An 18,095-nucleotide genomic window follows, 5' to 3' on the forward strand; every position below is an offset into this window, starting at 1 on the left:
CCGCTGTCACACTGGCCGGTGTGGCGGATCCAGCGGTGCACGACAACGAGTCCGGTCGCACCGTCGGTGCGGTCGCGGCACGGGCGGGTGTCACCGTGCGGGCCCTGCACCACTGGGATGCGATCGGCCTGGTCCGCCCCTCCGCCCGCACCGACGGCGGGTACCGGCTCTACACCGCCGCGGATCTGACCCGGCTGCACCGCGTGCTGGTCTACCGCGAACTCGGGGTGCCGCTCACCGAGATCGCCGCGCTACTAGACGCGCCGTCGGCCGATGCCACGGATTCACTGCGCCGCCAGCGCGACCACCTGCGTGACCGCATCGCGGAGCTGGAACAGATGGGCGCGGCGCTCGACCGCATGATCGAGGCCCGGCAGTCCGGGATCCTGCTCTCGGCCGAGGAGCAGGTCGCGATGTTCGGCAGGCACTGGCAGCCGGAGTGGGTCGGCCAGGCCCGGGAACGGTGGGGCGACACCGCGCAGTGGGCGCAATACGCCGAACGGGCCGCCGAGCGCACGCCGGAACAGTGGCAGCAGATCGCCGACTCCGTCGACGCGCTCAACGCGGATTTGGCGGCGGCCTGTCGCCGGGGTGTGCGGCCCGGCAGTGCGGAAGCCGATGCGCTGGCCGAACGTCATCGGGCGTCGATCGGGGTGTACTTCGATTGCACCTATTCGATGCAGGTCTGCCTGGGGCGCAAGTACGTCGCCGATCCCGGGTACCGCGAGTTCTACGACGAGTTCGCGCCTGGCCTGACGGTGTGGTTGCGGGAGATCATCGACGCCAATGCGCGGCGTCACGGTGTTGATCCTGAGACGGCGATCTGGGAATGAACGGTGCGGCGCTCGCCGCATCGGGCGGTCACGCTGTTGGACACCATGCGATGCCGAGCCGGCTATCCGCGTGTTACGCCGGCCAGGATGGAAAGCTCCATCTGGCTCTGCCGTCTTGGGCGTGCTTGTCCTGCTGACATCGTGCCGGTCGCAGACCCGGCCGACCGGGGCCTCCCGCCGGTGCCCGTTTTGTCCCGGTTCCGGGTGTGGGTAGGGTCCTGGGTGCATGGATACGGAGGACGATATGGACGCGCAGCAGCCGGCGGCGACCCGCACGCCGTGGCTCGACCTGGAGCGGGTCGTGGACGGCGCGCTGTCGCGACAGATCGTGCTGACCTTCCTCCGGTCGGCGATCGGCCGGCCCGTCCTGGTCGCGCTCGTCATCATCTGGCTCGGCATCTGGGTGGTCGTCGCGCCGGTCGGCGGACTGTATCTGCCGGTGTTCCTATCGGTGCTGATGACGTTCATGGCGCTGGCCCTGCCTTTGGGCCCGGCTCTGCGCACGACCACCCTGCACGCCCGCACCGGCGCCGTCCTGCGCGCCCGCTACTTCGAGGACTCCTTTACGACCGGCGCCGACGGCGAAGCCGACCGCCACCGCTACGACGAGGTCACCTCCGTCGACGTCCGCGGCCCCGTCGTAGTCCTCCGCTACACCGACCACCGCCGCGAAATCCTCCCGCGCGACCTCGTACCTGACGCAGCCCTGACCTTGCTGCGGCCCGGGTCTCCTTCCTGACCGAGCTACGCGGGAGCTGCAGCGTCCCTCCGCCGCGACATCCTCTCGCGCGATCTCGTACTCGACGCGGCCCTGATTTGTTGCGGCCTGGCACCTCTTCCTGACCGCGCTTCGCAGGAGCCGCAAGGGCCCTCCGCCGCGAAACCCTCCCGCGTCACCTCGTACGCGACGCGGCCGTGCGCCTGTTCCGCCCCAGGACCCCTCGTGACCGAGCTTCGCGGAAATCGCAAGTGCCGTCCACCGCCGGTCACCGACCCGTACCGAAGAATTCGGCCCGCGCCGCATCAACCCGCGCCTGCGCCGCCGCCGCACTCTGAAAACTCACCGCACCGGACCCGACCCCCGCCAGCACCAGCGCAGCAAGCCCACCGAAAACGGTCAACAGATCCGGCTCCGGCAGCCCATCATCGGAACCCGTAGGACGCACCTCCGGGTCCGCCGCTCCGGACCCGACCGCCGGCGGGGGAGCAGCAGGCACCGGCGCACCTCCGGGTGCCGCCTCCGCGCCAGACCCTGGAGTCTGCGGCGCGGGATCCAATGGAGCCTCGGGCCCCTCGAGTGCGGGCGCCGGCGCCGGTGCGGATTCTGGCGCAGGCGGTGCGGGCGCAGGCGGAGGAGGAGCAGGCGGAGGCGGAGCGGGCGCAGGCGGGACGGGCGGCGCGGGCGGCGCGGGCGGAGCAGGCGGGACGGGTGGCGCAGGCGGTGCAGGTGCAGGTGGCACCACCAGTGGCGGCACTGGAACCGGAGGCACCGGAACCGGAGGCACAGGCACCGGGATCAGCGGCGGTGGAGGCGCTGGCAGCACGGGAACCGGATCGGGAAACACCGGTGCGGGAGCAGGCAGCGCGGGCATGGGACCGGGTAACGCAGGTGTGGGATCCGGAAGCATGGGTGCGGGAGGGGGTAGCGCGGGTGCGGAACCCGGTACCTTCGGCGCGGGTACGGCAGGAGTAGGCGGCCTCGGAGCGGGAGCTGTTGGCGCAGGAAAAGTGTGCGGTAGAACGGGATTTCGCTCGTCAGGCCATAGACTCGGCGCAGCGGGCGCTGGCATCGTCGGGCCCGGCAGAGCGGGCGTCGGCGCGGCATGGCCGGGCGGCTGTTGAGGAACCGGAGCTCTGTTCTGCGGTAGCGGCTGTGTCGGAGCGGCGGGGTGCACCGGGGCGGGGGTGAGTGAGGGGGTGCATGGGGGTGGGTGGGGCGAGTTACCTTGCGGGAAGGTCGGTTCGGTCGACGGGGTCGGCCACGATTGCTGCTGCGGCTGCGATCCGGGCGGCTGACACCAGGGTTTGGGGTCTGGGGGCTGTGCACCTGAGGTCGGACCGATGCGCGTGTTGTTCTGCTCGTTCCGGGGGCGATGGGGAGGTGTGGTGGTTCCGGGCGTACGACTGGAACTTCGCGGGACCGATGTCGCCTGGGGACCGGTTTCTTGATCGTGCTGGGTCGGGTGGCTTTGTGTCCCTGTGGAAGTGGGAGGCGGCGCCGAGGAAGGCACGTGCGGGCCGGGATCGGCTTCGGGGCGGTTCGCGTCGGGACGGCCGGGGGAGTTGCTCAGTTCCGGCCGGATGGGGCGGGGCGTGGACGGGCTGATCGTTGTCGAATCGCCCTCGGAGCGGGGCGGTTCGGCGGTGGTGGTGGGAGCCAGGAGGGTGAGGCCGGCTATCGCGCCGGCCAGTGCCAGCACACGTTCGGTGCGACCGGCCATGTGCGCGCCTTCCTCCTCCGGGCGCGGGCTGGCGCCGCGCGCTGCCCAGCTGATCGGCCGACGTGTCGGCGGTCCGTCGCTCGCGCGAGCAGAGCCTGCGGCCGGGGCTTTTCCATGGTAGACGGCCGTCGGCGCAACTCTCCAGCACGAGCCGAGCAATCGTTGAGCGGCAGGCGCTTTCAGTGAGCTGCGCTCACCCGGTGGCGATGTCCATCACGAGGTTGATCGTCGTCGCCAGGATGACGGTGCCGAAGGCGTAGGACAGCAGGTTGTGGCGCAGGGTGATGGCGCGGATGCGGGAGCTGGCGACGTCGGTGTCGGAGACCTGGTAGGTCATCCCGAGGTTGTAGCTGAAGTAGAAGAAATCACGGTAGGCCGGCGCGTCGTCGGAGTTGAAATCGATCCCGCCGGTGGGTGATTCGTAGAAGAGGTAGGCGTAGCGGGCGGCGTACATCAGATGCAGTGCCGCCCACGCCATGAACACTCCGCCCAGGGCGAGGGCCGCCGCCGCTTCGCCCGCTCCGGAGCTGCCGAGCGCGAGGATCACCACGATGCCGATGAGCCCGCTCGAGGCTGCGCTGACCACCGCCAGCTCCTCGATGACGGGCCGGAAGTCTTCGCGCCGCGCATTCGCCCGTGTCTGCTCGGCATTCATCGGCCAGAGCGCGAGCCATCCACCGATGACGAAAAGCGTGTCCGCCGTGGCGATACCGGCGAGCACCCCGAGTGGCCATTCGGTCAGCACCCCGACCAGCACCCCGATCACGACGCCGACCAGCGCCGACGCGATGAGCCGACCGACAGCGGAACGCAGGAGCCGAGTCCTCATGCTCGCCCACTGTACCGATCGGGTTGCCGTGATGTAGCTGCTTCGGTACCCGTGCCGCAGTGAGAACCTGGCACTGTGGTAACAGCGCGCACGGCTTTCGGCCGGCGCGATCAGTTCGAATGAGACCCCGGCATCCGCCCGAGCGCGTCCTCGATCCCCGCCGCCCGAGCGGCCTCGGTCAGCGCCCGAGTAAGCACCGAACTCGGTTCACCCGCATGGGTGACCAGCGCGATCTTCGCGTAGACGGCCGGGTCGTCGAGCGCGAGCACCCGCACCCCCGCGGGCGGTCGCAGCGTATGCAACCAGGGCTGCGGAACGACACAGGCCCACCGCCCGGTCCCCGCGTGCGCCAGCATCGCCACCACCGAGTCGCTGTCCAGTTGCGGGGTCGCGGTGAGCCCCCGTGCGGCGAGGGCGTCGTCGATGAGCTGACGCCCGTGCATCCCCTTGTGCAGCAGGCACATCGGCATCTCCAGCGCCTCCGCCCAGGTGATCGTGCCGGTGCGTCCGGCGAGCAGTTCGGCGCCCGCCACCAGCACGTGACGTTCCTCGTAGAGCGGGGTGACGGTGAGATCGCCGGTGTCGATGCCGTCCGGATAGACGATCCCGGCGTCGAGTTCGAAGCGGCGGATCCGGTCGACGATGTCGGAGGATCGCAGGCTGGTCTCCAGGTGAACGCGCACCAGTGGATGTTCGGTGCAGAACGGATCGGTGAGCAGCGCGACCGTGCTCGACGCGGCCGGAATCACCCCGATCCGCAGTTGTCCGGTCAGCCCGGTCCGCAGCGCGCTGACCTCGTGCTTGAGCGCCTCGTGGTCGGCGAGAATGCGTCGCGCCCACAACACGAGCCGCTCACCTTCGGGCGTGAGCCCTTCGAAGGTGCGCCCGCGCCGGACCAGCGGCACTTCCAGCTCGCGTTCGAGCTTGCGGATCGCCTCGGACAGCGCGGGCTGGGAGACGTAGCAGGCGCGGGCCGCGCGGGCGAAGTGACGTTCCCGCGCGAGCGCGACGAAGTACTCGAGCTGGCGAAACAGCATGAGCTATTCGACCATGCCTGCGCCGCGACCGGCGGGTGGCTAGTCCTCGTCCTGTGCGTCGGCGATGCGATTGCGGGCTTGGGCGATCTCCAGGGCCTTCTCCGCGGTCGCCTGATCGGGATACGGCCCCATCCGGTCGCCCACCCAGCAGTTCTTGCCCTGCTCCGCGCGGTGATGTTCGAGGCAGTAGTACCAGGCGTCGTTGTCGGAAGTCATGGCGCCAGTATGCGCGAGTTCGCATATCGGCGTCGCGACGACGGGCGGCGTGGCGGCCGGTTGGTGGATCAGCAGCGCCACCGCGACCCCGACCGCGACGCCGATGAGCGTGTCGACGGCCCGGTCGCCGAGCATGGTCAGCGGATCGGCCGGATCGGCGAGTTCGGTCATCAACATGATCAGCGGCGTGAAGAATCCCAGCGCCACCGCGTAGTGGCGGGCCATGAACAGCTCCGTCGGGTACAGCAACGCGATGATCGCCAGCGCGAGCACCGTCGCGCTCGGCCCGGGAATCAATAGGGGAGCGGTGCCGGCGAGACCGGCGAAGGTGCCGACGACCCGATGCACACCCCGCTGCACCCCGCCTTTGCGGTCGGCCGCCACCAACGGCACCGCGGCCCCCGCCATCGCCCAATTGGCATGTCCCACACCGAGCAAGAGCCCGATCCCACCGGCCACCGCAATGGCCACCGCATACCGTCCGGCCTGCACGAGTGAGGCGACGCCGTGCCGGCGCGGCGGGTACGCCGGGTACAGGTCGGTGCGGGGTTGCCGGATGGCGTCGAGGTATCCGACCACCACACACAGCCCGGCGGTCGCCGCGCAGATCGCCAGCGCCAGCGCAGGGTCGTCCTGTGTGCCCGCGACCATGGCGATGGCGCCGAAGGCGAAGATCCCGAAGAATGGGCCTTCCGGCCGCAGCCCGAACCGATCGGTCAACGGTGAGGCCAGCCCGCCGAAGATCGCGACCGCCACCACCAGCGCCCACGCCGGCGCATGCGAGCGCCCTAGCGCGATGCCCGCCGCCACACCACCGACCAACAGCACCGACGCTTCCACCTGGTGGGTCAACCTGTGCCGCGGTGACTCGGCGTAGCCGTACATCCCGGTGAAGGATCCGAACACCGCGTAGATGAGCAGATCGGTCCGCCCGGCCGCGATCAGCATCAGTCCGGGGATCGCCAGCCCGGCGAACACCCGGGTGGCGGGCAGATGGTCGATCTCGGTGGTGAGGTGCCGCAGCAGTGGACGCGGCCGTGGTCGCGTGGTGGGCAAGGAACCTCCGAAGCTCGCATCGCGGGCGCGATGACATCTGTTTGCTGCCCGGTCGCGACGCGTCCCCTGGGCCGGGTGATCAGGGTGCCGGAGCCGGGCGCACGCCGTCAACCAGCGGTTATTCGCTTCCCGGCGCGATTTTCCGGCGCGACCGGCGGTGATAAGCACCGCCTATCGACTGGTCGGAAGTTCGTCTTGGACGGCGCGGGTGAATGCGGTGAACACTGGAGGGCGCCGCGCCCGGATTCGCCAGGGTATTGCCGTCCCGCCGGGATCGGGGCGAGGATTCTGAACGCGGGACATTCAGCAGCTTCGCAAATCTCGGACGGGGTGAGAGCCGCGTTCGAACCGTCGAAGGGATATGTCATGGCCGATCGTGTTCGTACGGAGTTCGACCGCGCGGGATCCGGTCCGGACGAGGGCCCCGGCGCCGGCCGCGACAAGGCCGAGCCCGAATTCCGTCCGTATCGCCATCCGGCCGCCGGCTGGGGCGCGGCCAAGAGCGTCACCAAGTTCCTGGCCAAGGAAGGCGAACCGATCGCGGGCCCGCACGCCATCCTGAAGATGAACCACGAGGACGGCGGCTTCGACTGCCCGGGCTGCGCCTGGCCCGACGATATGAAGGGCCTGCATCTCGACATCTGCGAGAACGGCATCAAACACGTCGCCTGGGAGATGACCCACAAGCGGGTCGACCGTGAGTTCTTCGCCGCGCACACCGTCACCGAGCTGTCCCGGTGGAGCGAATTCGACCTGGAGAACCAGGGCAGGCTCACCGAGCCGATGAGCTACGACCCCGGCACCGACCGTTACGTCCCGATCAGCTGGCAGGAGGCCTTCGAACTGATCGGGCGCACCCTGCGCGAACTCGACGACCCGAATCAGGCCGCCTTCTACACCTCGGGCCGGCTCGGCAACGAAGCGACGTTCCTGTATCAGCTGCTGGCCCGCGAACTCGGCACCAACAACCTGCCGGATTGCTCGAATATGTGTCATGAGGCCAGCGGCCGCGCGCTCCAGGCCGCGCTGGGCACCGGCAAGGGCACCGTCGACCTGGTGGACTGGGAAACCACCGACGCGCTGTTCATCCTCGGCGTCAACGCGGCCTCGAACGCCCCGCGCATGCTCACCGCTCTGGTGGAGGCGCACAAGCGTGGCGCGCAGATCGTGCACATCAACCCGCTGGTCGAGGCGGCCGCCCGCAAAGCGATCATCCCGCACGACTTCCTGCAAATGGCCACCTTCCGCGCCACCCCGACCAGCTCGCTGAATCTCCAGCCGCGCATCGGCGGCGATATGGCCCTGGTGCGCGGAATGGCGAAAGCCGTTCTGGAAGAGGCGCGCTCGAATCCGAAAGCGATCGATACCGAGTTCATCGAGCGCTACACCCACGGGTTCGAGGAATATCGCGCGGTCTGTGACGCGACCTCGTGGACGGAGATCGAACGGCAGTCCGGTGTCGAGGTCGCCGACATCCGCAAGGCGGCGCGCATCTACTGCGATGCCGATCGCAGCATCATCAGCTGGTGCCTCGGGGTGACCCAGCACGAACACGGCGTCGATACCGTCCGCGAAATCGTGAATCTGCTCCTGCTGCGCGGCAATCTGGGCCGGGAGGGCACGGGCCCATCGCCGGTGCGTGGGCACAGCAACGTGCAGGGCAACCGGACCTGCGGTATCGACCATCGCCCGACGGCGGCGTTCCTGGATCGGCTGGCGCAGGTATGCGGCATCGATCCGCCGCGTGCCCACGGACTCGACACCGTCGGCGCTATAGATGCGATGCACGCCGGGACGGTCAAAGTATTCGTCGGCATGGGCGGCAATTTCGCCATCGCCGCCCCCGACACCGCCTACACCTTCGACGCCCTGCGCAACTGCGAACTCACGGTGCAGGTCAGCACGAAACTCAACCGCAGCCATCTCGTGCACGGTAGGCGCGCGGTGATCCTGCCCTGCCTGGGCCGCACCGAGAAGGACGAGCAGCGCGGCGGTATCCAGGAGACCTCGGTGGAGGACTCGATGAGCATGGTGCACTTGTCGCGCGGGATGAAGAAGCCGGCCTCGCCGCACCTGATGTCCGAGCCCGCGATCATCGCCGGGATCGCCCGCGCCGCATTGCCCGGCAGTGCGACGCCGTGGGAGTACTACATCGAGGATTACGACCGCATCCGCGACACGATGGCCCAGGTGCTCGACGGGTTCGAGGATTTCAACCGCCGCGTCCGGCTGCCGCTCGGCTTCCGGATCCGCCAACCCGCACGGGAACTGGTGTTCCGCACACCGTCCGGCCGCGCCGAATTCTCCGCCGCCGCCCTGCCCGATCTGACCCGTGAACCCGGCACCCTCGCCCTCGCGACCATGCGCTCGCACGACCAGTGGAACACCACCATCTACTCCGACAACGACCGCTACCGCGGCGTGAAGAACCTGCGCACGTTGATCTTCATGAATGCCGGCGATATGCGTGAGCGCGGCCTCCAGCAGTTCGACGAGGTCGATATCACCAGCATCGCCCGCGACGGCAGCACCCGATCGCTGCGCAACTACAAGGTCATTCCGTACGACATCCCGCCCGGTTGTGCCGCCGGGTACATGCCGGAGATGAATGTGCTGTGCGCGATCGGCGATGTGAGTACGCAGAGCGATCAGCCGATCATGAAGAACGTGAAGGTGAAGGTCGAGCGTTCGGGCTGATGTCCAGCTTCGCCGAGATGCTCGCCGAAGTTGGGGTTGGCGGCAGGGATGGCCTGCCGCTAATGGCTAGCAAACTGTATAAGCCGAGGTTTTCGCGAACGCTACCCAAGAATCGTTGTCTCAGTTACTCTTGAGCGAACGCTAGTCGAAGTTGTCCCTGCGGACCCCTGACAGGGAACGCGCCCCGGTCGGCCGGGGACGGTGGTTCCAGTATGCCATCGCCCGCGGCCGCCGATCTGCTCGTGAGTTTCTCGACGACAACGCTCGGACGTGCGCTCGATGTCCGTGCGGGAGAGGCCGTTACGACATGCCGACCTCGGCTTCAGCTGGTTCTGATCATGGTGGCGCGGGCGGTGATCGGTGGAGGGGGTAGAACCGCTGGACAATTCATCCGATGCCCCCGCGGCACGCGCCGCCGACGATCCCGCCTACGAGCATTGTCATGAAGCGCCGGTGCTGTTCAGCGACCGGCACGCGCGCGGCATCATCGCGATCCACGAACGCATCGGTTGCAGCTTCGACACCTGCAATCGGCTGCGCGCCGCCCGCCTGTATCTGGGGACGGTCGAATGACGGCATCCGACGAGCCCGAACCGCAGAGCTGGGTGCAATGGTCGGACGGTTCGTGGGCGCCGGTCTACGCCGACGGCTGGACGGGTGAACCGGTCACTGTGTCCGGGATCATCGACGCCGCGACCTCGCGCGGGGAGCTGACGGGTCCGTGCATCGACGTCGATCCGCTGTCGGTCACCGACATCGAGGCGACCGAAACCGATGGGGGAGAGGGTGACCAATTGCGCTGAGCCCTGATGGCGTCGGCGTACAGGTTCCCGCCCAGCGGGACGGTATACCCACCACTCACCGCCGGCGCGGTTCAGTGATCCAGACGTGGACCACGGGTGTGGTCCGACCGGCGGCGAATGGAGTCGATGGTGGGTCTGAATTCGGAGCGGATCGTGGTGGTGACCGGCGCCAGTCGCGGCGCGGGTAAGGGAATCGCGTTGGCGCTGGGGGAAACCGGGGCCACGGTCTACGTCACCGGCCGTACGCGCCACGAGGGCGAGGCGCCGTTGCCCGGCACGGTGTTCGCCACCGCTGAGGAGATCACCCGGCGCGGCGGACGCGGTGTGGCGGTGGTGCTCGACCATGGTGACGACGCACAGGTCGAGGCTTTCTTCGCGGAGCTGGGCAATCAGCACGGTCGCCTCGACATCCTGGTCAACAATGCCCTCGCGGTGCCGGACGGCCTGACCGACAAGGGTCCGTTCTGGGACAAGCCGCTCGACCTGCTCGACCTGTTCGACGTCGGGATGCGCTCGAGCTACGTCAGCAGCTATTACGCGGCCCCGCTGCTGGTCGCCAATGGTGCTGGGCTGGTGGTGAATACCTCGTCGTTCGGCGGCACCTGCTACATGCACGGCCCGGCCTACGGAGCGGGCAAGGCGGCGGTGGACAAGATGGCCCACGATATGGCGGTCGATTTCCGTCCGTGGAACGTCGCCGTGGTCTCGATCTGGATGGGCCTGCTGAAAACCGAACGCACGCTGGCCGGTTTCGCCGCGAACCCGGGTGCTTACGAGGGCCTGGCCGCCACCGCCGAATCGCCGGAGTTCACCGGCCGCGTCATCGACGCACTGGCGCGTGATCCGGAGTTGATGAAGCGCAGCGGTCAGGTGCTCATCGGCGCCGAGATCGCCCAGGAGCTCGGCGTCGAGGACGTCGACGGGAATCGGCCCCCGTCGCACCGACCCTTCCTCGGCGACCCGCCGGTGTTCTCCGACGCGGTCATCGATTGAACGTCAGCACGGCGAGACTGATCACGGGCGGTTGTCGAAGCCTTCGGAATCCCATTCGTCGACCTGGATGGCCTCCAGGACCTCGATGCCGCCGCCGAACATGGTCGCGATGAGAGAGCCGGGTTCGGGTTCCAGCGGCTCTCCGTCACGCAGCACCTCGGGCGGTCCGTCGGAGACGAAGACGGTGCAACCCTGCGGGAGTCCGAGGTAGCCGACGATGGCCCGGTTCGCCACGGCGAGTTCGTAGAGGGTCGCCGAGCGTAGCGTGTCGTCGTCATGGTCGTGCGCTTCGCCGAGGCAGCCGATGAACCAGCCCGACTCGTCCTCATCGTGCTCGTAGCGGTGCATCACCACGGTGTCGGCGTCGTGGAACGCCTCGCAGGTGACGGCGTACTGGACGTAGTGCGGGACATCCAGCTCGGCGCCCAGCCCGAAACTGTCGGCGACCTCGCGCTGGTTCCACAGATGGGTGACCGCGAGCGTCGGGCCTTCGGCGAGGATCGGCGGCACGTTGACGAAGTCGGGCTCGCACAAACCGAGCGTCCCGTCCGCGCGTTCGATCACGTAGCAGTTCAGCCAGCCGAGGCCGATGGTCTGGCCCGCGGTGAAGCGGCTGCCCGCACGAATGGACTCCTCCAGCCACTGGACGAGCCATTCGATACCGAGTTCGGTGACGATCTCGGGCTCGTAGTCGAAGGTGAACTCGGTTTGCCCGGCCACTCCCGCCGCAGTTCTACGCTGCTTCACAATCCTCCGATTCGCGTCGGCCTGGACAGCCGGGGACGACAGTCTCGGTCCCTAACCCACTCAGCCACACGGACATTCACGCCGACGGCTGCGAGCAATGTATCGCACCGGCGATGGAGCCGACCTGACGAATCGGTGAACAGTCGGCAACCGCGCCACCGTCCTGCCACCGACACTGTTGGCTTGCGCACTGAGGTTTTCCGGGGTGAGGTGGAGCGGAAAAGCCGACTGCGCAAGGGAGTTTCGAATATGCAGTCATGGACATCGAGAATCGGCCGGCTGATCGCGATCGCCGCCGGAACCCTACTCGCCGCCACCCTCACCGGACCGCCGGCCCACGCAGCGGGCCAGGGGCCACTACCGCCACCGGGACCGTCGTGCTCGACCACATCGACCGGCACCGGCAGCATCGAAGAACGCCTCGCCGACTCGACCGGCACAGTGCGCGAATACCGGCTGTTCGTACCGGACGGACTCACCGGCCCCGCACCGCTGATCATCGCCCTGCACGGCGGCCAGAGCAATCCGGCCAAGTTCGAAGGCGAGGCCGGTTGGACCGGGTTCGCCAAGACGAACAAGGCCATCGTCGCCTATCCGCGCGGCAGCAAACCCGATGGCGGCTTGGGCAAATGGGCCTGGGAGTTCGCCCGCAACACCGGCCCCGACGTCGCCTACCTGCGCAGTCTCGCGGAAACCATCGCGGGCAAATACTGTGTCGCCCCCAACCGCGTCCACTTCGTCGGCCACTCCAACGGCGGCCAGATGACCACCCGCATGGCCTGCGAAGGCGCCGATTGGATCGCCTCCGCCGCCGTCTGGGCCGGTGCGAAAGGCGCATGGGATGCCGCCGACTGCCCCGCCGGCCGGGACATCTCCTTCGCCGTCATGGTCAACGACAACGACCCCATCATCTGGCAGTGGCTCGCCGAACAACACCGCGACCACTGGCGCATGATGAACAACTGCGGCACCGAACACGCCGAATCGGCCCCCGGCGTCCTACGCGGGCAGCGATTCGACTGCGCCTCCGGTACCGAAGTCGTCTATCGCCTTTACGACGGCCCGGACGACGTCACCAAGGCCCACGACTGGCCCACCGGCTCCGCCGGAGCGTCTGTGCGTGCCCGCATGTGGGAGTTATTCGACGAGCACCGGCTGCCGTAGGGGAGCGGGTCGGCGCGGAGGGCCACACACCGCCCTTCGCGCCGCGTCATCGCGAGGGAACCTCACCGATTCGACGGGTCGTTCGTTCGCCGGACCAATTCCGCGGTGATCAGTTCGCGTGCCGCGTCGCCGTGCACGGCCTGGTCGGCCAACGCCGTGAACACCTTTTCGTAGAGGGCGATCTCGCGCGGCTGAGTGATGGCCGACTCGGCAGTGATGGTCTCCACCAGTACCTTTCGCCGGTCGTAGATCACGAAGTCCGTGGTGCGGCGGAAGAATGAACTACCCGCCGGGACGATTCCGAATACCAAGCGCGGCAGGCTCATCACGCTGAGCAGATGGTTCAGCTGACCGGCCATCACATCATTGCTGCCGACGGTCGTGCGGAGCGCCTGTTCCCCGACCAGCAGATAGAAGCGGTGCCGTCCTTGATGTAGGACCCGTTGGCGTTCCATCCGTGCTGCGACGGCTTGATCCAGGTCCCGGCTGGTGTCGAGAAACGCCATGCCTGCGGCCATGAGGGCGCGCGCATAATCGGCGGTCTGAACAAGGCCGTGGAACACCTGCGGGTCGAAGCCGCGCAGTAGCTCGGTGCGCTCTTCGATACCACTGATCTGGCGTTGGTGATTGGTGTAGCCGAGTCCGACTATGCGTCGCCATTCGGTCCACGCCGCGGAAATATTGCGGACGGTCGCGAGGAGATCGGGGTATTCGTCTTCGGCGCCGGTGATCCGGCACCAGACGGCCAGGTCGTCTTCGGATGTGGCTTGTGCGCCATTCTCGATCCGGGAGACTTTCGCCGGATGCCAGCCGGCCTGCTCGGCCAGCTGGTAACCACGCAGACGCGCCGCGATCCGCAGCCCGCGCAACCGGGCACCCAGATCGCGGCGCGCTTCTCCCGCATTGGTCACTTGGCGTAGTCGGCGTGCTCGATCGCCTTCGCCCACAGGTCGTCTCGCCGCTGCGCACAGTGCGCGACGACCACCGGATCGCTGGTCGCCACCCAGCCTGGAAGCGCTTCGCCATCTGCGGTGAACACCGTGAACGCCGCCAGGTCTTCGTCGAACAACCACCAATCGTCGTCCGGCAGGTCGACCGGCGCGTCGTGTCGGGGTAGCCACCGGATGTCCTCGCCCGCCTCGAGGTTCGCTGCAGTGGTGCCGATTGAGAACCGGGTGTAATCCCCATGCGGTTCGGAGACCACACGCACGCGCTGTACGACGCGGCCGGAACCGGTGACTTCCCGCATGAGCGCGTGCCATCGCGCACTCGCCTCGGGATCTTGCGGCTCACCGTCGAGGAATCGACGTACTCGATCGGCTTCACCGGCCACGCCGCTGTAATCGTCGCGCACCTCGAGATGGAATGCCCGCCGATGAGTGCGGAAAGCTGCTGCTAGATCATCGAACGACAGGTGCCGCATCGCGCCTCCGCTCCACTCCGATGCCGACTTCCACCGCCGATTCGTGGCCGGGCAACCGCATCTGAGCGAGCGCTCCGGGATCGGTGACCGGATCGCCGGTGAGCAGGAATGTACCGTGCCCGGTGTCGTGTAGCAACGCCCCTAGGCAGGTTCCCGGCCGGAGGTGCCGGATCAGGCGGTGCGGAATCTCGATCGTGGCGAGACTGTCGGTGCGCCACCCTTGTACGACATACGTGTCTCGGTCACTGAGGAACAGTGTCGGGCTCTGCCCGTCCGTACTGTCGCCACCGAGTCGTTCCAGCTCCATGGTTCCTCCCTTGGTCTGTGTGCGGCTCAATCATCAGCCCTCGGCCCAGGCGTTGCGGCGGAATCGGGCGCAATATGCCGCAATTTTCTACCGACGCCGAACTCGCCACTCATAGCTTTTCTTTCAGCCCCGCCGCCGGGTGCGCCCTCGGTACAGCGCAGATGAGCCACCCGGTGCGATCTCTCCTCGGCGGTGGGTGCCATCCAACAACGTGACGAGGCGGTGCGGATGTCGCTAGGACAGGTGCGAGCTATCGGATTGATTCGGCGCGGAATCTCCGGAGGGGGTGAGGATCTCGATACGCTCGCGCGGCGGCACGGCTATCGGCTGGTCTTCACTGTCACCATGGATGTCGGTCCGGTAATGGCCGCTGTGGTGGTCAGGCAGCACATCGTCGAGCATGGTGCGGCTGCGGTTGTCGTTCCGGGGTTCGAGCACGTCGACTGCCTCCGGCATGTGGTGACCGATCTCGCCGCGCTGATCACGCCCATGCAGGTCTATCCGCGCGGATACAGGTGGCCTGCCGGTGGCGCCGAATTGTCGCGGTCGTGACGGACACGGTCGCGCTCATCGCGCTGGTCGTCACCCTTGTCGGTCTGACGGTGTGGCTGTACTGGCCCGAAGGTGGCAGCTGAACGGTCGGTCCGGGATCAGCTCGATGTGCGGATCTGGCGCAGGAATTCCGCATTCGAATCGGTCTGCTTCAGCCCGGTGAGCAGCAATTCCAGGGCTTGCTGGGATTCGCGGGTGGACAGGGTTTTGCGGAGGGCGTGGGTGGCGGTGAGTTCGGCGGGGGTGAGGAGGAGTTCTTCTTTGCGGGTGCTGGAGCGGTCGATATCGATGGCGGGGAAGGTGCGGCGGTCGGCCAGCTGGCGGTCGAGTTTCAACTCGGCATTTCCGGTGCCCTTGTATTCCTCGAAGATGACGGTGTCGGCGAGGGAGCCGGTTTCGACGAGGGCGGTGGCGATGATGGTGAGCGAGCCGCCGTTGTCGATATTGCGGGCGGCGCCGAGGAATTTCTTGGGCGGCGCGAGGGCGCCGGCGTCGACGCCACCGGACAGGATTCGGCCGGAACCGGTGGCGGCCAGGTTGTAGGCGCGGGCCAGGCGGGTCAGCGAATCCAGCAGCACCACCACGTCGCGACCCATTTCGACCAGTCGTTTGGCGTGTTCGATGGCCAGTTCGGCGAGGGCGATGTGTTCGCGGGCGGGTTGGTCGAAGGTCGCGGCGGCGACCTCGGCGGGCACCGCGCGCGATAGGTCGGTCACCTCCTCGGGGCGTTCGCCGACCAGCACCAGCATCAGGTGGCATTCGGGATGATTCTTGGCGATGCCGTGCGCGATCGATTGCAGCACCGAGGTTTTGCCCGCTTTCGGTGGTGCCACGATCATGGCGCGCTGTCCTTTGCCGATGGGCATGACGAGATCGGTGGCGCGCGTGGTCATTTCGTGCGCTTCGGTTTCGAGCCGAAGGCGGTCGTTCGGATAGATCGGTACCAGGTCACCGAAGTGCGGGCGGGCTTTTGCGGTCGCGGGTGGTAGTCCGTTGACGGTGTCGACGCGAATCAGTGGTGCGAGTTTCCCGCCATCGCCGGTGCCGACGACGCCGGTGACGGCATCACCGCGCCGCAGCCCGTACTCGCGGATCAACCGGGCCGATATGTGGGCGTCGCGCGGTCCGGGCAGATACCCGTCGACGCGCAACGCGGCATGCCTGTCGGAGATGTCGAGAATCCCGGTAACCGTTGGTTCCGGTTCGTGAATATGGTTGTTGTGCATGGGTTTTCTCCTTCAGGAGGGAATCGGTGAGGGCAGGGCGAAGCGAATGCCGCCTGCGGAATCGCGCTGATCGATGCGCGCGGCCGGTCCGGACACGTTGCCGGTGTGCACGGAATATCAGACCGTGGAGAGAAATCGAACTCTTGTGGGAGGGATCAGTCACCTGCATCCACAAGATGGAGACGTGCCTACGGTAGCGCTGACAGGGTCAACGCGCAAGGGTGGCCGGTTGTTCCCGGGTCGTTGCGGGCGATGCTGGGTGCTGTGCGCGAGAGTGACGGTGGTCAGCGCGCTGGCGCATGCCGCACTGAACGTCGACCGCTGAACGTCGACCCGCTGGGCGTTGACCGCTGGGCGTCGACCGCCGACCGTCGGTCCCGGTGACGGTCAGGCGGCGGTGAGGTCGTTGACCAGGATCAGGTGTACCCGACCAGCCCGGATGACAGACTGTCGAGATTCAGGGCGTCGATCGCTCGGTCACGGATATCGGGGCAGTAGTGGATCGTGACATCGTCGACGAAGGTGTGATCGCGGATGATGGCGCCCTCGAATTCCTGGTACTCGGCCGCCCAGGTCCGCACGTGTCCTTCGAAGGAGATCAGCCCGACATCGGGATGCTCGCGCCAGGTGGCGGTGTCGACGAGAAGCATGTCGCACAGATAGCCGGCGGCGACCGGGCCGACATCCTCGACGGTCGGCTGGGGCGGTGGCGGCTGGGACGCGGGTTCGTCACCGGAATCCCGGGAACAGGCTCCGACCAGGCCGGCCGCGACGATCATGCTCACGGCGAGCGATGCGCGACGCATCCGGCGGCCGGACGGGGGAGTACTCATGGCGAAACCTCCTTTCGACCTGGGAGTACCCGGCCTGGCGCGGTCGATGCCGCGGTCGGTGAGGGTCGTGCGTCAGGTTCCGGCGCGCGTGTCGTGGACGGGGAGCCGCGATCGTCGCCGGTGCGAGCCTGGATGCGGCGCGCCGGGTGCGCATGTCGTGGACGGGGCTGCTGCGCTCATCGCCGGTGGCGGGCCGGGAGAAGGCGCGCCGGTGCGCGAAGTCACTTGACCTTGACACTGTGACAAGCCCTTGAGTGGTCGGTGAAGGAGGTGGTTGTCGTGAACACAACCAACAACGAGGTGGACGTCCGCCTCGTCGACGCCCTCGCCGGGCCGGATTCGTCGGCTCGCCTACGGGCGGCGCTGTCGGCAGGCACGCTCGGCGATCCGAGCCTGGCGCGGACCCTTATCGACCGATGCGCCGTCGAACCGGACTTCTTCGTCCGGGACATGCTGACCTGGGCGCTGTGCCGGCTGCCCGCCGACGTCACGGTGCCGATGCTGCTCGCCGAACTCGAGTCCGCGACGCCGCAGGCCCGCAGTCAGGCGCTGCACACGCTGTCCAAGATCGGTGATCCGCGTGCCTGGCCTGCGGTGTCGGCCCGGCTGCACGATGAGCACGACGAGGTCGCGCTGAGCGCCTGGCGAGCGGCCGCTGTGCTGGTGCCGCCCGGCGCCGAGAGCGGGCTCGCGCAGGACCTCGCGAGTGCGCTGGGCCGCGGCGACCATCAGATGTGGTTGAGTCTGAGCCGTGCGTTCGCCGCGCTCGGCGAGGCCGCCGCGCCCGTGCTGGAGGCCGCGATGGCGCATCCCGATCCGCACGTGCGCGCGCACGCCGAGGCCAGTGAGCAGCTGCGCCTGGATCCCGACAGCGGGTTCGCGTCGGCGATCGAGCTGGCCAAGCGGGCGGCCGTGCTGGGTCCGGACGCATGATGAGG

Annotated in this window: 19 protein-coding genes; 10 read left to right on the plus strand and 9 right to left on the minus strand. The window is 67.9% G+C overall.

Annotated elements, in window-relative coordinates; translation table 11 throughout:
- Positions 1-20 precede the first annotated feature (20 nt).
- From NOCYR_RS11375 to NOCYR_RS11385, 3 genes are all read left to right on the plus strand, one after another.
- Complete coding sequence (locus tag NOCYR_RS11375) at positions 21-833, plus strand: MerR family transcriptional regulator (RefSeq protein ID WP_048834101.1); 813 nt, start codon at positions 21-23, stop codon at positions 831-833.
- 226 nt (positions 834-1,059) lie between these two features.
- Positions 1,060-1,572, plus strand: coding sequence for a hypothetical protein (locus tag NOCYR_RS11380; protein WP_148280601.1), 513 nt, complete (start codon positions 1,060-1,062; stop codon positions 1,570-1,572).
- 558 nt (positions 1,573-2,130) lie between these two features.
- The gene (locus NOCYR_RS11385) at positions 2,131-2,526 is read left to right on the plus strand and encodes a hypothetical protein (RefSeq protein WP_014350516.1); all 396 of its coding nucleotides are present in this window, start codon (positions 2,131-2,133) and stop codon (positions 2,524-2,526) included.
- 941 nt (positions 2,527-3,467) lie between these two features.
- Here the strand turns inward: NOCYR_RS11385 and NOCYR_RS11390 are convergent.
- The 3 genes from NOCYR_RS11390 to NOCYR_RS30890 form a co-directional block, all read right to left on the minus strand.
- The gene (locus tag NOCYR_RS11390; RefSeq protein ID WP_014350517.1) at positions 3,468-4,103 is read right to left on the minus strand and encodes a DUF1345 domain-containing protein; all 636 of its coding nucleotides are present in this window, start codon (positions 4,101-4,103) and stop codon (positions 3,468-3,470) included.
- 110 nt (positions 4,104-4,213) lie between these two features.
- Positions 4,214-5,140 carry a LysR family transcriptional regulator gene (locus NOCYR_RS11395; RefSeq protein WP_014350518.1) on the minus strand — a complete coding sequence of 309 codons (927 nt, stop codon included), beginning with the start codon at positions 5,138-5,140 and terminating at the stop codon, positions 4,214-4,216.
- A gap of 39 nt (positions 5,141-5,179) precedes the next feature.
- Positions 5,180-6,412, minus strand: a complete 1,233-nt coding sequence (locus NOCYR_RS30890; RefSeq protein WP_014350519.1) for an FUSC family protein — start codon at positions 6,410-6,412, stop codon at positions 5,180-5,182.
- 366 nt (positions 6,413-6,778) lie between these two features.
- On the opposite strand from NOCYR_RS30890, the gene NOCYR_RS11405 reads away from it, so the two are divergent.
- From NOCYR_RS11405 to NOCYR_RS11420, 4 genes are all read left to right on the plus strand, one after another.
- Entirely contained in the window at positions 6,779-9,109 is a 2,331-nt protein-coding gene (locus NOCYR_RS11405; RefSeq protein ID WP_014350520.1) for an FdhF/YdeP family oxidoreductase, read from the plus strand.
- A gap of 360 nt (positions 9,110-9,469) precedes the next feature.
- The gene (locus tag NOCYR_RS11410; RefSeq protein WP_014350521.1) at positions 9,470-9,682 is read left to right on the plus strand and encodes a hypothetical protein; all 213 of its coding nucleotides are present in this window, start codon (positions 9,470-9,472) and stop codon (positions 9,680-9,682) included.
- Complete coding sequence (locus tag NOCYR_RS11415; protein WP_014350522.1) at positions 9,679-9,912, plus strand: hypothetical protein; 234 nt, start codon at positions 9,679-9,681, stop codon at positions 9,910-9,912. Before NOCYR_RS11410 ends, NOCYR_RS11415 begins: the two co-directional genes overlap by 4 nt.
- A 126-nt stretch (positions 9,913-10,038) precedes the next feature.
- Positions 10,039-10,905 carry an SDR family NAD(P)-dependent oxidoreductase gene (locus NOCYR_RS11420; protein ID WP_175587273.1) on the plus strand — a complete coding sequence of 289 codons (867 nt, stop codon included), beginning with the start codon at positions 10,039-10,041 and terminating at the stop codon, positions 10,903-10,905.
- Positions 10,906-10,926: 21 nt separating this feature from the next.
- Here NOCYR_RS11420 and NOCYR_RS29215 read toward each other — a convergent pair whose 3' ends face one another.
- A complete protein-coding gene (locus tag NOCYR_RS29215; RefSeq protein ID WP_014350524.1) occupies positions 10,927-11,625 on the minus strand; it encodes a hypothetical protein in 699 nt (232 codons plus the stop codon).
- Between the two features lie 276 nt (positions 11,626-11,901).
- Here NOCYR_RS29215 and NOCYR_RS29710 point away from each other — a divergent pair, with 276 nt between their 5' ends.
- Positions 11,902-12,816 carry an alpha/beta hydrolase family esterase gene (locus NOCYR_RS29710; protein ID WP_014350525.1) on the plus strand — a complete coding sequence of 305 codons (915 nt, stop codon included), beginning with the start codon at positions 11,902-11,904 and terminating at the stop codon, positions 12,814-12,816.
- A 62-nt stretch (positions 12,817-12,878) separates the two neighbouring features.
- Here the strand turns inward: NOCYR_RS29710 and NOCYR_RS11435 are convergent, their stop codons facing one another.
- The 3 genes from NOCYR_RS11435 to NOCYR_RS11445 are packed head-to-tail and all read right to left on the minus strand — an operon-like array spanning position 12,879 to position 14,546.
- Entirely contained in the window at positions 12,879-13,727 is an 849-nt protein-coding gene (locus NOCYR_RS11435; RefSeq protein WP_014350526.1) for a helix-turn-helix domain-containing protein, read from the minus strand.
- Positions 13,724-14,239: a DUF6879 family protein gene (locus NOCYR_RS30895; RefSeq protein WP_048833275.1), complete on the minus strand. Its 516-nt coding sequence runs from the start codon at positions 14,237-14,239 to the stop codon at positions 13,724-13,726. Before NOCYR_RS30895 ends, NOCYR_RS11435 begins: the two co-directional genes overlap by 4 nt.
- A complete protein-coding gene (locus tag NOCYR_RS11445; RefSeq protein ID WP_048833276.1) occupies positions 14,217-14,546 on the minus strand; it encodes a hypothetical protein in 330 nt (109 codons plus the stop codon). Before NOCYR_RS11445 ends, NOCYR_RS30895 begins: the two co-directional genes overlap by 23 nt.
- Positions 14,547-14,738: 192 nt before the next feature.
- Here NOCYR_RS11445 and NOCYR_RS30395 point away from each other — a divergent pair, with 192 nt between their 5' ends.
- Entirely contained in the window at positions 14,739-15,098 is a 360-nt protein-coding gene (locus NOCYR_RS30395; RefSeq protein WP_231856066.1) for a hypothetical protein, read from the plus strand.
- A gap of 98 nt (positions 15,099-15,196) precedes the next feature.
- On the opposite strand, the gene NOCYR_RS11455 is transcribed toward NOCYR_RS30395, so the two are convergent.
- Positions 15,197-16,324: a transcription termination factor Rho, short form gene (locus NOCYR_RS11455; RefSeq protein WP_014350530.1), complete on the minus strand. Its 1,128-nt coding sequence runs from the start codon at positions 16,322-16,324 to the stop codon at positions 15,197-15,199.
- Positions 16,325-16,740: 416 nt separating this feature from the next.
- Entirely contained in the window at positions 16,741-17,157 is a 417-nt protein-coding gene (locus tag NOCYR_RS11460) for a hypothetical protein (RefSeq protein ID WP_014350531.1), read from the minus strand.
- A 270-nt stretch (positions 17,158-17,427) separates the two neighbouring features.
- On the opposite strand from NOCYR_RS11460, the gene NOCYR_RS11465 reads away from it, so the two are divergent.
- Entirely contained in the window at positions 17,428-18,090 is a 663-nt protein-coding gene (locus NOCYR_RS11465; RefSeq protein WP_193364739.1) for a HEAT repeat domain-containing protein, read from the plus strand.
- Positions 18,091-18,095: the final 5 nt, after the last annotated feature.

Source organism: Nocardia cyriacigeorgica GUH-2, from assembly GCF_000284035.1.
GTDB classification, from domain to species: Bacteria; Actinomycetota; Actinomycetes; order Mycobacteriales; family Mycobacteriaceae; genus Nocardia; species Nocardia cyriacigeorgica_B.